This window comes from Mycolicibacterium aubagnense (genome assembly GCF_010730955.1).
Taxonomy (GTDB): Bacteria; Actinomycetota; Actinomycetes; order Mycobacteriales; family Mycobacteriaceae; genus Mycobacterium; species Mycobacterium aubagnense.
Genome location: NZ_AP022577.1, coordinates 2,453,004 through 2,468,132 on the forward strand (window position 1 = coordinate 2,453,004; position 15,129 = coordinate 2,468,132).

Sequence of the window (15,129 nt, forward strand, 5' to 3'; positions counted from 1 at the left end):
GCTCAGTCGGACAGCGCCCGTCCCACGATCAGCGGGTCGGCGTGCCCGACCACCTCATGGTCCTTGTTGTCGTAGTCGAACTTACCGAGAACATGGCGCATGGCGTTGATCCGGGCGCGCTTCTTGTCGTTGCTCTTCACCACAGTCCACGGCGCGACCTCGGTGTCGGTCCACGCGAACATCTCTTCCTTGGCCGTGGTGTAGGCGTCCCACTTGTCGAGCGAGGCCAGATCTGTGGGTGAGAGCTTCCACTGGCGCACCGGGTCGACCTGCCGGATGGTGAAGCGCGTGCGCTGCTCCGCCTGGGTCACCGAGAACCACAGCTTGGTGAGGCTGATGCCGTCGTTGACCAGCATCTGCTCGAAAAGCGGTGCCTGACGGACGAATTCAGCGTGCTGCTTGGGCGTGCAATAGCCCATCACCCGCTCGACCCCGGCCCGGTTGTACCAGGAGCGGTCGAGCAGCACGAGCTCACCGGCGGCCGGCAGATGGTTCACGTAGCGCTGGAAGTACCACTGGGTACGTTCCTTCTCCGTCGGCTTCTCCAGCGCGACGACGCGGGCGCCGCGCGGGTTGAGGTGCTCCATGAACCGCTTGATGGTCCCGCCCTTGCCGGCGGCGTCCCGGCCTTCGAACACGATGACGTGGCGGTGGCCGTTGGCCTGGCTCCACTTCTGCAGCTTCAGCAGTTCGATCTGCAGCAACCGCTTCTGCTCTTCGTATTCATCCCGCTTCATGCGGTCGTCGTACGGATAGCCCTCACGCCAGGTGTCGACCACTTCCCCACTGGGCAGCAGTACCAACTCGGGATCGTCGTCGTCGTCATCGCGAACGGCATAGCCGTTGGCGGTAGCGGTGTCGAGGGTCACCGGCCGAAAATAACGGCTCCGCCGAACCTGACGGTGACATCCCGGTGAACAGCAGGTGCTACTTGGCGGTGCGCTTCGACCGGATCAACGACACCTTGGTCAGCACGGTGTTCATGCGGGCCAGCGCCTTCATCGAGTTGTGGTAGTAGTTGCCGCCGGCGCCTGCGCTGGTGCGCGGCTCCACCACCGTCTCCTGGCGACAGAACTTGCGCATCCCGTCCGCTCCACCGAAGCGGGCGCCGATGCCCGACGCCTTCCAGCCGCCCATCGGCGCAGTGGTGCACATCAGGTTGGCCAGCACGTCGTTGATGTTCACGGCACCGCAATCAAGCTGCAGTGCAACATCTTTGGCCCGCTTCACGTCGCCGGAGAACACGGTGGCGCTCAACCCGTACGGGCTGTCATTGGCCAGGCGCACCGCGTCACCGACGGTGGCGACCTTCATGATCGGCAGGGTCGGGCCGAACGTCTCCTCGGTCATGCACGCCATCGAATGGTCGACGTCGACGAGCACCGTCGGCGGGTAGAAGCTGCCCGGCCCGTCGGGGCGCTTGCCGCCGGTCAGCGCCCGGGCACCGGCAGCCAGCGCCTCGTTGACGTGCCGCTCGGTGATGTCCACCTGGCTCGCGTCGATCTGTGCGCCCAGGTGGTGCCCCTCGCCGGCGCCCACCTTCAGGTTCTGCACCGCCTTGACGACGGCCTCGACGAACGCGTCGTACGCCGGCTCCAGCACGTACACACGCTCGACGGACACACAGGTCTGCCCGGCATTGAACATCGCGCCCCAGACCGCGGCGTTCGCGGCCAACTCCACATCGGCGTCCTCGAGCACGATCATCGGGTCCTTGCCACCGAGTTCGAGGCTGACCGGGGTGAGACGGCGAGCCGCGCGCTCCATGACCTTGCGCCCGGTGGCCGTGGAGCCGGTGAACTGGATGAAGTCAGCGTTGTCGATGACGGCCTCGGACACCTCGCGGGCGCCCTGCGCCAGCGCGAGCACCTCGGGCGCACCGGAGTCGGTCCAACCGCGCAACAGCAACTCGGCGGTCAGCGGGGTCCGCTCGGACGGCTTGAGCAGCACGGCGCAGCCGGCCGCGAGCGCCCCGATGGCGTCCATCAGTGCGTTGGCGACCGGGTAGTTCCACGGCGCGATGATGCCGACCACCGGACGCGGACGGTAGTGCACGGTGATCTTCTTGATCGACAACATGGGCATCGGCGCCGGCCGGGTATCCGGTGCCAACGCCTTCTCCATGGTCTTGACCACGTACGAGATGATCAGGATCGCCAACGGGATTTCGACCTTCGCGTCGACCATCGACTTACCGGTCTCGCGGACCAGCAGGGCTTCGACCTCATCGCGGTGATCGTTCAGCCACACCGCAAAACGCGCCAGCACCTTCGCCCGCCCCTGCGGCCCGCGGGCCTCCCACTCCCGCTGCGCAGCGCGCAGGCCGGCGGCGATGCGAGGTACGTCGTCCAGGTCCGTCCACCTCACGGTTCCTGCGATGGCACCGGTGGCAGGGTCGTAGATGGTGCCGGAACCCGGCGACTGGACGTCAGACGTAGCGGTCATACGGCCATGGTAACGACCAGGTGTGACATGGGTCGCACCCGGCTTGACGCGTGTCAAATTCGGCTGGCCGCCATCGCCGTCGCAGCCCAGACCGCCAGGCACACCAGACTGGACCCGAACAGCAACGCGCCGACGGTGTCCGTGAAGTAGTGATAGGTGAAGGCCTGCCCGAGCATGCCCAGCGGTACGAAGATGCCCGCGAGCAGTCGAGCCCACAGCACTGCCCCGGCGGCGGCGACGATCACGCCCAGCACCGTCACCATCAAGACGGTATGCCCGCTGGGATAGGCGAGCGCCCCGCCCTTGTGCCGGCCGAACAGCTCTTTGAGTCCGCGCTCGATGAACACCGCCAGCAGTGGCGTCAACACGATGACCGCTGCCAGGCGCCAGCGCTTGTGCCACAACGTGATTGCGATCGCGATCGCCAGCATCACCAGGAGCACGCGCGGATCGGTGAAGAACAGCAGCCAGCCCGTATACGGCTGCCCGGCCCGCCCCGCGCTCTGGAAGACGTCGTCAACCGGCGTGGAAGCCTTGCCGACAACCCAGCCCAACAGGGCCATCATCACGAGCCCGACCGGCGGCCACCAGCGGACGAATTTCTCAGTTGTCATCGGCCGGTCATCTGTGCGCGGCGATACCCCGCACATACGCGGCCTGCCCCAGGTGCTGCGCGCAGTCGTCGACGATGCTGACCAGTCGCGCGCTCGCGGTGACCGGCGGATTCCAGCGGCGATCGACGATCCGCTCGAGTTCCTCCGACGTGACGGTGGCGATGTACTCCAACGTCACCTTGTGCACCGCGCGGTAGTAGCCGACCAGCAAGTCGACCGGCGGTCGTACCTTGCCGACGTCTTCGGGCGTGTGACCGTACCCGATGTCGTAGCCGGGGGCAGCACTGTGCGGCAGGTCGAGAGCGAACCGCTGCTCCCACCCCTCACTCGTCCACACCTGATCGACGCCGGCGATGTCGCACAGCTGCATGTCCTGACACCGCGCGCTGTGCCACAGCAGCCACGCGATGCTGTTGGCCTCCGGCGTCGGACGCCAGCACGACACGTCTTCGGTGAGACCATCGGTGACCTCGTCGACGTGCTCGATGAGCCGGGTGAACGAGTCGCGCAACAATTCCCGCGCTGCAGCGGTGTCAGACATGGTGCCGACGCTACCGGAGCCAGCCATCAGCCGGCCGCGCCATGAAAGACCGCCTCGACGTTGTTGCCGTCCGGGTCGCGAACGAAGGCACCGAAATAGCCCGGGTGATACTCGGGCCAGAGCCGCGGCGCGTGCAGTGACTCGGCACCAAGTTCGACTGCGGCGTCATGGAATGTCGTCACCACGTCGGCATCGGCGGCCTGGAACGCGAGATGCACTTCACGGTTCGGACCCGAGGCGTCCCCCGCGCTGGCATCGGCGATCCAGAAGTCCGGTTTGCCGTCGCGGCCGTAGCCGATGGCGACCTCGAAATCCATCTGCCGGCTGTACCCGAGGACACCGAGCACGGCGTCGTAGAACTCTTTGGACTTGGCCCAGTCGCTGCAGTTGATACCGACGTGATCGATCATGCCCCGATGGTGCCACGGGGTACCGACAACAATCGGAGCGACGAACCCCGGGTGGGTCCGCCGCTCCGATGTGGTCAGTTGCCCGTCAGTTGTCGGCCCGTCAGTTGTCGGCCAAGGTGCGGTACAGCGCCTTCTTGGCCTCGGCGACGGCTGCCGACAGCGTCGCGACAGCTGCTGCCAGGTCGGCCTTCTGCGTGTCGTTTCCGGTGAACTTGATGGTGCGCGCCAGACCGGCGAGCTCGAACAAGTCCTTGCGCAGCTTGATGACGTCACCGAACTTCGCCGCCTGCCCGAGGAACGCCTGCACCGTCTCGCTGCTGATGCCGCGCCAGGCGAGCAGTTGCTCACCGAACTCGGTCAGCGTCGCGACGCCTTCGTCGACCGTGGCCACACCGCGCGCGGCGAGCAGCGAGATGACGAACTCGACCTTGTCCACCGGCGGGGTGAACGCGCCGTCGGTGATCTCCGAAACCCGCTGCGAGAGCTGCTCGGCAGTGGCCGGACCTTCCTGTAGTAGCGCGGCCGCCGCAATCGCGGCACGCTTGATACGACCCTTGAAGAAGTGGTGCCCGGCCCCGGCTCCGAAGCCGCCGCCGAAACCACCACCGAAGCCTGGGCCGCAGGCGCCGGGACCACCCGCGCCGGGACCGAAGCCGCCGAATCCCGGGCCGAAGCCCCCACCGAAACCGGGGCCGAAACCAGCTGAGAACATCGCAATTCCTTTCGTTGATTCGATGCATCTTGTACCTATCACGATACATCGTTTCTGCAATGCCTAGCCGTTCTAATCTTCAACTCAAAGCCAACTCACAGATCTGATGAGGGGCTGAGTCGTACGTTGTTCACATGAACGCAGCAGGCGCGGCCTACGACATCGTCATTCGGGGCGGACTCATCGTCGACGGGCTGGGCGGCACGCCCTTCCGTGGCGATATCGCAGTTCAGGACGGGTCCATCGTGGCCGTCGGCACTGTCGAGGGCACCGGCACCCGCGAGATCGACGCCACCGGCAAGCTCGTCACACCCGGCTTCGTGGACCTGCACACCCACTACGACGGACAGGCCATCTGGTCGGACCGGATGACCCCGTCGTCCGCTCACGGCGTAACGACGGCGGTCATGGGCAACTGCGGTGTCGGCTTCGCGCCGTGCCGCCCCGACGATCACGACGTACTCGTCGACGTGATGGCCGGCGTCGAGGACATCCCCGGAGTGGTGATGGTCGACGGCCTGCCGTGGACCTGGGAGACCTTCCCCGAATTCCTGGATGCGGTTGACGCGGGACGCCGCGACATCGACGTCGCCGCATTCCTGCCGCACTCCCCGCTGCGGGTGTACGTGATGGGGCAGCGCGGCGTAGACCGCGAGCCTGCCACCCCCGAGGACCTCGCGCTGATGCGCAAGCTCGCCGCCGAGGCCGTGGAGGTCGGTGCGCTGGGTTTCGCGTCGTCGCGGCTGACGCTGCACAAGACCGCTGGCGGGCAGCCCATCCCGAGCCATGACGCGGCACAGGTGGAGATCGAGGCCATCGCCCGCGGCATCGAAGACGGCGGCGGCGGGCTGATCCAGTTCGTGCCCGACCTGTTGTCGGGCGACTACGAGGTCGCGCTCAAGACCGTGTTCGACGTCGCGGCCGACGTCGGGCTGCCCGTCACGTTCACGCTGGCGGTCGGCAACGCCGGGCCGGCGACATTCGAGGACGCGCTGCGCATGGTCGAGAAGGCCAATACCGATGGCGGTTCGATCTCGGCCCAGATCTTTCCCCGGCCGATCGGCCTCGTCATCGGCCTGGAGCTGTCCGGCAATCCGTTCGTGCTGTATCCCTCATATCGCGAGATCGCCGACCTGCCGTTGGCAGAGCGCGTCGCCGAAATGCGCAAACCCGAAGTACGCCAGCGGATTCTGAACGACACCGCGGCCGCCGACGGCCACCCGCTGATGTTCGCGGCACAGGCGTGGGACTACATGTTCCCACTGGGCACTCCTCCGAATTATGAACCGGCACAGTCGGATTCGATCGCCGCACGGGCTGCCGCCCGCGGCGTCAGCCCACTCGAAGAGGCCTACGACCGGGTCCTCGACGACGACGGGCACGCCATGCTGCTGGTCACCCTCGCCAACTTCCGGGACGGTTCGCTCGACACCGTGGGCGAACTGATCCAGCGCGACGACGTCATCCTGGGCCTCGGCGACGGCGGCGCGCACTACGGAATGATCTGCGACGCTTCATTTCCCACGTACCTTCTGACGCACTGGGTGCGCGACCGGGCCGCCGGCCGGTTGGACTTGGCACACGCGGTGAAGGAGCTGACGTCGGTACCGGCGCGCGTCGCGGGCCTGGCCGACCGTGGCCGAATCGCGGTGGGCTACAAGGCCGATCTCAACGTGATCGACCACGACACCCTGACGCTGCACAAGCCCACCATCGAACACGACCTGCCCGCCGGTGGGCGTCGCCTGGACCAGACCGCCGACGGCTACGTCGCGACCATCGTGTCCGGCGAGATCATCGCCGAGAACGGCGTGCCGACGGCGGCGCGGCCGGGACGTCTGGTCCGTGGCCGTCAACCCGCGCCGGCAGCTCAGGCAGCCGCGCCCGCGTGATCCGTCACGGAGCTTGAGCCGCTCGGATCGGGATGAGCGCCGCCGGCAGGCTTGTCGGTGCCCCCGGACACCGGCGGTTTGTCAGAACCAGTGGTCGACGTTGGTGTGTCGGTGTTGCCCGTCGCCGCGCCGCTCGGGGCGGTTTTGGTGCCCGGCCGAACCTTGTTGCCCGACTTGACCTTGTCGGCCGTCGTTTTCGGCTTGTCGGTATTTCCTGCCGTGCCCGTGTCACCAGCCGCGGGTCCGGTAGCGGTCGCCCCGTCCTGCTCGCCCGGCTTGTTCTGCGGCACCGTCGGAGCGTCCGGGGCTTTCGAAGCGTCTGGGGCGTCTGGACTCTTCGAGTTGTCCAGCGCCTTGGTGGTGTCCGGAGCCTTCGTGACGTCCGGAGCCTTCGCGGCGTCCGGGACGTTGGTGGCGTCGGGAGCCTTGGTGGCGTCCGGGGCGCCCGACACCGCGAGCGTCACCGCATTCACACTCGGCCCGGCGACCGCCGGGATGTCGGCGGCACCCACGCCCGCGCCCGCAACCGCGGCAGTCGATACGGGCGCCGCGCCCGCAGCGGTTTTCGCCGCCAAGAGATTCGGCGGTACCGGCGCCGGAAGATTCGCCAGCAGATTGTCGAGCCCCTGTTGAAGATTCGCGACCACGTTGGTCGCGAACTGGCCAACCGGCCCGGGGAGAGTGGTCAGCGGATAGCTGAGGTCGTGGATCAGGTAGCCCGCCAAGCCACCTTGGGCATCGGAGCCGAGCAGCCCGTAGATCAAATTACTGATCAAGCCGGGAATTGCTTGCGGGGACTTGATGGCCGACTCGATGGTCGCCACCACGTTGTAGGGCAGGAAGCCGGCATAGTCGGCGACATCCCATAGCGCCCACACCGGAGCCATTGGGAGGTTGTTCACCGACGTCAGGATGCGTCCGGCCGTGGTCGCCCAGAACGCGTCGGCGCCGGCCGCCCCGGCGGCTGGATCAGGGAGCCCGCTGAGGGCGCTGCCGATCGCGTTTGCGATGCCGTCGACGACGCTGTTGATCAGCCCAGGCTGGGCGCCGCTCGGGCCCAGCGGGTAGGGAAACGCAAGGGCGATGTCGCCGAGCGCGTTCGTCTTGAAATCCCACGGGAACGTGTAATACGGATACGACTCAGCCGGGTTGGCGTACCGATTGACCAGCCAGCTCAACACCGACGGGACAGAGCCCGGGTTCTGCACGGCGACGGCGATGGCGGTCAATGCGTCGAACGGCAGCGACACCACGGTGTCGATCGGAATCGCAACGCTTGACGCCGCTCCTTGCACGAACCAGCCCACGCTTCCGAAAAAGTCGGTGATCAACGAGGTGTTGACCACCTTGGCCTCGATGATCGGTTGCACGCGCTCCGTCGTACCGATCGCCGACCCGGCCACGACCACGCCGGCGGTCAGAGCCGCGGCTGCCAACCTGGTCGGCATCAGTCGAACGGAAGCAGTCATGAGAACGACCCCCTGCGGTGTGACGGCAACTGGGGGATGCAGCGCCGCAATGGACCCAATATTGACTTAAAGGTCAATTGTTACCAGATTCCCGGCACTCCCGCGGTCGGTTCAGCAACGCCTCGCGCGCCGTGGGCTCACGAACCTGACCACAAGGCGATTTTTCGACCAGTTCTCCGCCACCCGGTCAGTGGCGCGGCAGCTCACTCACGATCGATACCCGTGGCACCGGAATCCTCCAGCAACCGCTTGAGCACATCACCCCGATCGCCTTGTTGCGGATGCAGTTCATGCGTCGACACCCCGCCGGATTCGGTCGCGACACGGTCTGCGCCAACGGTGTCGGGGGCCTGTGTGGTGGGTCCGCCGGCCGGGGCTTGACCGTCCGGACCGCCTGGGCCTGGGCCCGAGCCCTGAGCGTCCGGACCGGGCGGCGGGTTTCCCGAACCCGGCGGCGGATTGCCCGGGCTCGGGGGCTGCTCACCCGGGCCCGGCGGCGGATTGCCGGGACTCGGCGGCTGCTCACCCTGGCCAGGCGATTGGCCGTTCTGACCCGAGTCACCCTCCCCGCCGCTGTTGCCCTGGCCACCCTGACCGCCCTGCCCGTCCGAGGACTTCGGCTCCGGATCCTTCAGCTTGTCCTGCAACCGCTTCGCCGTGTCGTTGCGGTGTTTACGCTGCGCCTCGTCGGGCTCGGTCGTGGTGTCGAAACAACGGGCGGGCGCCTGCTGTACAACCGTCAGCGCCTCTTGCCACAGGGGTTTCGCCTGGTCGCGGTGTTTCTCACTGTTCTTCACGTCGCCCCGCGCCTCGAGCACCTCGGCGAGGTTGATGCGCACCGGGCACGACTCATCGTCGTCGACCAGTGCCAGCGATTTCTTGAACTCCGACTCGGCGTCCACCAGTTTGCCTTCCAGCAGATAGCGGTCACCGTCGGCGAAATACGCCTTGTAGGAGTCGATCACGTTGAACGACTTGAGTTTCCGCACATCGCGCGCCATACCGTAGGAGTCATATGCGACGAAGTCCGATCTCGCGGACTGCCCGTAGGTCACCATCGTCACCAACTTGACCGCGATGCCCACGATCAACAGAGCCGGCAGCACCGAGATGATCAGTAGTTTGCGCCGCAACACCTTTCGGTGCGGGCCGGCCGAGAAGTACCGACCGACTGCCGCGGCCACCCGCTGCCACGCCACTGCTACCTTCGTCATTCGCCCCGCACCTTCGTCATGCGGGAAACCCGGTACTCCCGTGCCATGGCGAAGAGTTCATAGCCCATCAACAGCATCGCGATGGCCGTGAATATCCAATAGAACTCGGTGCGCTCCCCCGGTAGCGAAACCTGTTGCTTCTCCGCGGCGGCCTTCACATCGAGCGCCGGGATGATGGTGGCCGTCGAATCGCCCGAGGTCCGATGGTAGTACGGCAGATTCAGTTGGCCGGCGACGGTCTTCAGCGACGCCTCGTCGAAGGCCGAGAGGAACTGCGCACCACTCGGGTCCGGAAAATATGACATCTCACCGCCCGCCGCCAGCTTGCTGGCCACCCGGCCGCCGCCGGCCGTGCCGTAGCCGAGCACCGCGCCTCCGGCGATCAACCCCGCGGGGATGTCGAATTTCGTCGCCACCCGCTTCGAAACACCCGCTCCCTCACCGAGATAGAAGACCACGTTGGTCGCACCCGGGTATTGGCGCTGCGCCAATTCCAGCTGGCGCTTCAACTGGTCTTGGGCCGCGCCGACATCGACCTGATACACCGAATCGAAGTCCGACTCGTACGCCGAATAGCCCTTGAGCAGCGCGCGCAGACTCCACACGTCGTCGGACAACGGCCAATCGACGCGCGCTTTCGTCGCGAACGACGTGATGGAGAACCGTCCCGAGGGGTACTGGTCGACGATCGACTGCATGTCGGCCCGAATCCCGGCCATCCGGAACTGGTTGTTCCCGTAATCCTCGGCCTTGGAGTTGAGGGAGCGATCGACGACGAAGAACACATTCACATTGCGGCCGGCGGCCGCTGCGACAGATTGATCCGAAACCTGCTTGGCCCCTTCGACGCCCGGCCGCGCGGCCGCCGCGAACAGGCAGACGATCACCAGCGTCAACAAGCTCCAGCGCAGCACCACCTTGCGCTGGCTGCCTTTTCCGACCACCACCAACACCCGGTAGAGGGTGAACATGCGCAGGATCAGGGTCAGCCCGGCCAGCAGCAGGAACACCCACCAGGCCACCACCGGTTCGAACGTCATCGACGCACCCCCGCCAGGCAGAGCGAGAAGACGATCACCATGACCAGCGCCACGGCCAGCACCGTATTGGGCCGGTCATGCACCTGCTCGACCAGAATGGTTCCGTCAGAACGGGTCAGCGCGGGTGGGTGAGCGCGGATGTCGTCGAGATGGCTGCGCAGTGCCGCGTCCATCGCGTCCTGCTGCGTTCCGCTGTTGCCGCCCTTGGGATCCGCCGCGACGTAGCTGATGAACCGTCCGCCGGTGGCCTCCGTCATGCCGCCGAGCGCGCCGCCGGCGTCGCGCGTCGTCCGGGTCAGGACGTTCAGCTGGATACCCGAGGATCTGGCCAGCGCGCCGAGCGCGGCGTCAGAGTAGATGGGCGCCTTCGAACCGCCGGCGGGCCCCAGGTAGATCACCGAGCGCCGGGCGTCCGACGACTTTCCCACGCCCGGAAAGCCCTTCATGCACAAGGCGAGAGCATCGTTGACGGTCAGCTGATAGTCGGAATAGTTGACCGTTCGGCCGAACTCATGCTGCGCGCGCTGCAGCGCCGCGGTGTCCTCCGCAGCGGGCTTCTGTTCGGACTTCTGCCGCTCCAGGTTCGCATAGCGGCCCAGTTGCTCCTGGAGAAAGGCGTAGTCCCGGGTCAGCGGGATCACCCGCAGCATGCGCGAGGTCAAGCCGAGACGCTGTGTCTCGAATTTTGCGGCCTGGTCACGGAAGTACGAGAACAGCACGGACGCGTCGTGGGCGGCCGGGTCATCCGCCACACACAGCATGATCTCCTCCGGGTGCGCCCGGTTGATCTCCGCGGCGGTGGCCTGGGCACTGACGGGCCGCGCAGTGGCCACGATTGCGCACAGTGATACGCCGACCGTCGTTGCGGCGATGGCCGCCAACAGGATTCGGTACCGGCGATAGGCGCGTGCGTACTCGGGCAGCTGGGTCAAGCGACCGACCCACGCCAGCGGACGCAGCCGGCGCTGTTGTGGTCTCAGCGGCCAGAGAAACGCGACGGCCACAATGACGACCAAGGCCGTCAGCCCCACGACGACCACCCACCACCATCTCAGCTCCATGACCGGATCGCGCTCCGCACCTGCGCTGCCGCGGCAGCAACATCGGGGTTGTCGACAACGTCGAATTGTCGGGTGTACAGGGCCTTCACGATGGGCGCCGCCGCAGCCGCAGGCCCGCGCTCCACCTCACCCAACGTCATGTACTGGGCCGGCACACCCGTGCGGTAGAACACGAAATTCCGCAGTATCCGGCTCATTTCGGTGTACGCCTGACGGCTGCTCAGCTCACCGGCACGGTATCGGTCGGCTACGCGTCCGACCGCGGCGCTGAACTTGCGCTGCAGCACCCGAGCGCTGATGTCGCGGATCACCGGGAGGGTGCGCAACCGTTCGACGGGCAGCGTCCACACCAGCACGCCGCCGAACCAGCCGATCACCCCGAGGATCAGCAGGACGCCGAGCACCAGCCACAGCATCGAGTACGGCAGTGGCGCCACAACCCATTTCAGAAAGTCATTTGCCACGGCCGGCCTTCTTCAACATCAGGGTGACGGCGCCAAACAACTCACCACTGCCGGAAACCCGTGCGCACGGGATCGCGGAGCTGTTGACGTATTGCTCGAATGCCGCCTCGCGCTGGGCCTCGGCCCGCCGGTACGCCTCCAGTACCCGGTGCCCCAGGATCTCTTCGCGCAGCAGCGTTCTGCCGCTGTCGACGTCGTATCCCTCGCCGCCGAATCCAGGCGCTCCGATCATCGGGGCGTCGCGCACCGTCACCCAGTACACGTCGTGACGCGCCGCCACCTTGCGGAACTGCTCGTCCAGCTCCGGGCTGACATCGGGTTCATCGGAGATCACGAAAACGATGTGCCTGCGCCGGAAATGGTGCTGCACATAGTCCAGTTGTCTGCAGATGTCGCTCCGGCCACTGCCGGCGACGTCGTGGCGGTTGACCCGTTCCAGGATGTGCTCGAGGTGCGCCTCGCCACGCCGGTTGGGCATGTGTGCCGATCCCGTCGCGTCCCCGTATACCAGGCCCATCTCGTCACCCTTGCTGATGGCGATGAGCCCGACCAGACCAACGGCATTGAGCACGACCCGCTGTTTGACCTCGCCACTGGCCGCCAGCGCCAACGCGTTTCGGCCGAGGTCGGTGACCATCAGGATCCGTTGTTGCCGGTACGAGACGAATCGCTTGACCAGTACCTCGGGCGAGCGCGCCGACGCCTTCCAGTCGATATCGCGGACGTCGTCGCCCGGGACATAGGGACGCAGATCGTCGAATTCCAGACTGCGTCCCTGGAACATCGAGCGGTGCTCGCCTTCCAGCAGCCCGCGGGACACCCCGTTCGGACCCGAGAGCCGATTGCCGGCGAGGGTCTGCGCCTTGACCTCCTGCAGTAGTACACCCATCGCGACTAGGGGGTTCGGACTGCCTGAATGACGTTGTCTATCAACACTTCCGGAGTGACATTCTGGGCCACCGCCTCGAACCCGAGAATCAGCCGGTGCCGCAGCACCCGGTGCGCCAGTGCTTTCACGTCGTCGGGGAGCACGTGGTTGCGACCCGACAACAACGCCAACGCCCGCGCCGCCTTACAGAAGGCGATGGTGGCACGCGGACTGGCGCCGTACTCGATGAGCCGGGCCAGATTCGCCGGGAGGTACTGCTGCGGGGTACGGGTCACCGCGACGATCTGGGTGATGTAGTTGACGATCGCCGGATCGAGGTAGACGCGTCGCACCACGTCCCGGATGTACAGGATGTCGTCCAGCGACGCCACGGGAGCATTCCGGTGGTTGGTGTAAACGCCGGCGTCGATCCGGAAGACCATCTCCGCCTCTTCGCGAGGATTCGGATAGCTCAGGATCTCTTTGAACATGAACCGGTCCATCTGCGCCTCGGGCAGCGGATAGGTACCCTCCTGATCGACCGGGTTCTGCGTGGCGAGCACCAGGAACGGCTCGGGAATCTTGTAGACGTCGCCGGCGATGCTGGTCTGGCGCTCCTCCATGGCTTCCAGCATGGCGCTCTGGGTTTTCGCACTTGACCGGTTGATCTCGTCCAGCAGCACGATGTTGGCGTGCACCGGTCCCAGCTGAGTGTGGAAGACGCCTTTGGACGCGTCGAAGATCTGGGTTCCGATGATGTCGCTCGGCAGCAGATCCGGGGTGCACTGAATGCGCCGGAACTTGGCCTGCACCGCGTCGGCCACGGCCCGTGCGGCCGTCGTCTTGGCAAGTCCCGGAACGCTTTCCAGCAACACATGGCCGCCGGTGAACAGCCCGATCAACAAGCTCTGTTGCAGCCCGGTCTGGCCCACCACCTTGGCCGCGAATGCTCCGGACACCGCATGTACCACCGAGCGGGCGCGGTCGAGTTCTTCCCGTGTCGGCTGCGGCTGCATCGTGTTCGCCGGGGCGCTCATCGGCCGAACCACTTCACTGTCAACGGATCCTGTGTCATATCGATCTGCCCCATCAGCGGGACGAACTGCTTGCCCTGCACCGTCGCGCCACTGGTGCTCGTCGCGGTGATGGTCCACTGCGAGGTCCCCATGGTGCGCACCGACAGGTCGAACGCCGTGAACGTGTAGTTGACCTGGTTCAGATCGGCCGGCGGTTCCCAGTGCACGGTCCCGTCGGTCAGCGTCGGGTTCGGCATGGCGTTCGGGCAGCCCGGCGGCGCCAGCAACGTGGACTTCGCGCATTCGGCGACCGCGGCGGCCACGGCCTGCTTGGCCGCCTCCGAGCCGGCCTCGCTGAGCTGCATCTGGGTGCCGACAGTGAGTCCGACACCTGAGGCGACCAACCCGTCGAGCAACACCGGCCGCGCCGTCGACACCGTCAGATACTTGCTTGCCGAACCCAGATCGAGCCACCCCGGAAACACATACACCGCCGCATTACTCGGCGCGGGCTTGCCGAACAGAGTCAGCGGCGCGGCCGGCAGGGGCTGACCGGTAGCCGGGTTGTTCATCCGGATACCACCGCTCGCACCGAGATTCACCTTGACGCTGGCAGTCGGCAGGCGCCAGCCGTTGTCGTCCTTCTTCACCATCAACGTCTGGTCGGCGGTTTGATCACCGAAGTTGACCGACACGTGCACCTGCGCCATGGGACCGGTTTCGTTGGTGCTCAGAATCCGGACGTTGGTGATGGGCCACTTGGCCGTCTGCTGCTTCAGCACATCGTCGGTCAGGAAGTCCTTGGAGCCCGGCTGATCGGCGCCAAAGGCCAAGGCGGCGCCCGCATCTCCCTTCGACAGCGCTTCCAGGTAACCCTTGACCGCACCCTCTGCCGAACTCGCGCCACCACCACCGGGACCGTTCGATCCGCCGCCGGAGAATGACACGATCGCCACGACGATGCCCACCACGAGGAGCACCGCAAGAGTGGCTCCGCCGGTGATGAACAGTGCCTTCTTGCTCTTGGCCTGCTGGGGCGCCGGCGCGTACCCGGGCTGCGGAAAGTTCTGGAACTGCGGCTGCTGCGGCGCGGCCGGCCAACCCCCGTGCGGCGGCACCTGAGGCGGCGCACCCTGCGGCGCCGGACCGCCCCACTGCGGCGCGGGCGGCGGTTGCCCGTAACCGGGATGCTGCGGCGCCGGCCCGTCAACCGGATTGGGACCACCGAAAGGCGACTGCGGTGGCTGCGTCACGAGGTGAATCCACCGTCAAGAACCGTCACCAATTGAACCTCCCCCTCTCCCCGTGCCGACGTACACCGGCGACCCGACGGTATCACTACTCCAGGCGACCCTCCGTCGCCAACAACCAGCGCACACGACG

At 66.4% G+C, this 15,129-nt stretch carries 15 protein-coding genes; 1 reads left to right on the plus strand and 14 read right to left on the minus strand.

All coding sequences use genetic code 11. From position 1 onward, the window contains the following. Window positions 1-2: 2 nt before the first annotated feature. The 6 genes from ppk2 to G6N59_RS12210 form a co-directional block, all read right to left on the minus strand. Window positions 3-869, minus strand: coding sequence for a polyphosphate kinase 2 (gene ppk2, locus G6N59_RS12185; protein WP_138232499.1), 867 nt, complete (start codon window positions 867-869; stop codon window positions 3-5). A gap of 58 nt (window positions 870-927) precedes the next feature. Continuing rightward, window positions 928-2,445: an aldehyde dehydrogenase family protein gene (locus G6N59_RS12190; RefSeq protein ID WP_138232500.1), complete on the minus strand. Its 1,518-nt coding sequence runs from the start codon at window positions 2,443-2,445 to the stop codon at window positions 928-930. Between the two features lie 53 nt (window positions 2,446-2,498). Further along, window positions 2,499-3,059, minus strand: coding sequence for a phosphatase PAP2 family protein (locus G6N59_RS12195; RefSeq protein WP_138232501.1), 561 nt, complete (start codon window positions 3,057-3,059; stop codon window positions 2,499-2,501). A 7-nt stretch (window positions 3,060-3,066) separates the two neighbouring features. Then, window positions 3,067-3,600, minus strand: a complete 534-nt coding sequence (locus G6N59_RS12200; RefSeq protein WP_179970306.1) for a mycothiol transferase — start codon at window positions 3,598-3,600, stop codon at window positions 3,067-3,069. Window positions 3,601-3,626: 26 nt separating this feature from the next. Continuing rightward, window positions 3,627-4,010: a VOC family protein gene (locus G6N59_RS12205; RefSeq protein ID WP_138232503.1), complete on the minus strand. Its 384-nt coding sequence runs from the start codon at window positions 4,008-4,010 to the stop codon at window positions 3,627-3,629. 100 nt (window positions 4,011-4,110) lie between these two features. Then, entirely contained in the window at window positions 4,111-4,722 is a 612-nt protein-coding gene (locus tag G6N59_RS12210; protein ID WP_407665854.1) for a hypothetical protein, read from the minus strand. A 134-nt stretch (window positions 4,723-4,856) separates the two neighbouring features. Here G6N59_RS12210 and G6N59_RS12215 point away from each other — a divergent pair, with 134 nt between their 5' ends. Beyond that, window positions 4,857-6,614, plus strand: coding sequence for an N-acyl-D-amino-acid deacylase family protein (locus G6N59_RS12215; protein WP_138232504.1), 1,758 nt, complete (start codon window positions 4,857-4,859; stop codon window positions 6,612-6,614). On the opposite strand, the gene G6N59_RS12220 is transcribed toward G6N59_RS12215, so the two are convergent. The 8 genes from G6N59_RS12220 to G6N59_RS12255 form a co-directional block, all read right to left on the minus strand. Then, window positions 6,593-8,062 carry a hypothetical protein gene (locus G6N59_RS12220; RefSeq protein ID WP_220099691.1) on the minus strand — a complete coding sequence of 490 codons (1,470 nt, stop codon included), beginning with the start codon at window positions 8,060-8,062 and terminating at the stop codon, window positions 6,593-6,595. The genes G6N59_RS12215 and G6N59_RS12220 overlap by 22 nt on opposite strands. 224 nt (window positions 8,063-8,286) lie before the next feature. Continuing rightward, window positions 8,287-9,297, minus strand: coding sequence for a hypothetical protein (locus G6N59_RS12225; RefSeq protein WP_163911266.1), 1,011 nt, complete (start codon window positions 9,295-9,297; stop codon window positions 8,287-8,289). Beyond that, complete coding sequence (locus G6N59_RS12230; RefSeq protein ID WP_138232506.1) at window positions 9,294-10,337, minus strand: vWA domain-containing protein; 1,044 nt, start codon at window positions 10,335-10,337, stop codon at window positions 9,294-9,296. The genes G6N59_RS12225 and G6N59_RS12230 overlap by 4 nt, the downstream gene beginning before the upstream one ends. Next, window positions 10,334-11,398 (minus strand): hypothetical protein, encoded by a 1,065-nt coding sequence (locus tag G6N59_RS12235; RefSeq protein ID WP_138232507.1) that lies wholly within the window; start codon window positions 11,396-11,398, stop codon window positions 10,334-10,336. Before G6N59_RS12235 ends, G6N59_RS12230 begins: the two co-directional genes overlap by 4 nt. Then, entirely contained in the window at window positions 11,389-11,862 is a 474-nt protein-coding gene (locus G6N59_RS12240; protein ID WP_138232508.1) for a hypothetical protein, read from the minus strand. Before G6N59_RS12240 ends, G6N59_RS12235 begins: the two co-directional genes overlap by 10 nt. Continuing rightward, window positions 11,852-12,751 carry a DUF58 domain-containing protein gene (locus G6N59_RS12245; protein ID WP_138232509.1) on the minus strand — a complete coding sequence of 300 codons (900 nt, stop codon included), beginning with the start codon at window positions 12,749-12,751 and terminating at the stop codon, window positions 11,852-11,854. Before G6N59_RS12245 ends, G6N59_RS12240 begins: the two co-directional genes overlap by 11 nt. A 5-nt stretch (window positions 12,752-12,756) precedes the next feature. Beyond that, window positions 12,757-13,767, minus strand: a complete 1,011-nt coding sequence (locus tag G6N59_RS12250) for an AAA family ATPase (RefSeq protein ID WP_163911269.1) — start codon at window positions 13,765-13,767, stop codon at window positions 12,757-12,759. Next, window positions 13,764-14,999 (minus strand): DUF4878 domain-containing protein, encoded by a 1,236-nt coding sequence (locus G6N59_RS12255; RefSeq protein ID WP_138232510.1) that lies wholly within the window; start codon window positions 14,997-14,999, stop codon window positions 13,764-13,766. The genes G6N59_RS12250 and G6N59_RS12255 overlap by 4 nt, the downstream gene beginning before the upstream one ends. Window positions 15,000-15,129 lie beyond the last annotated feature (130 nt).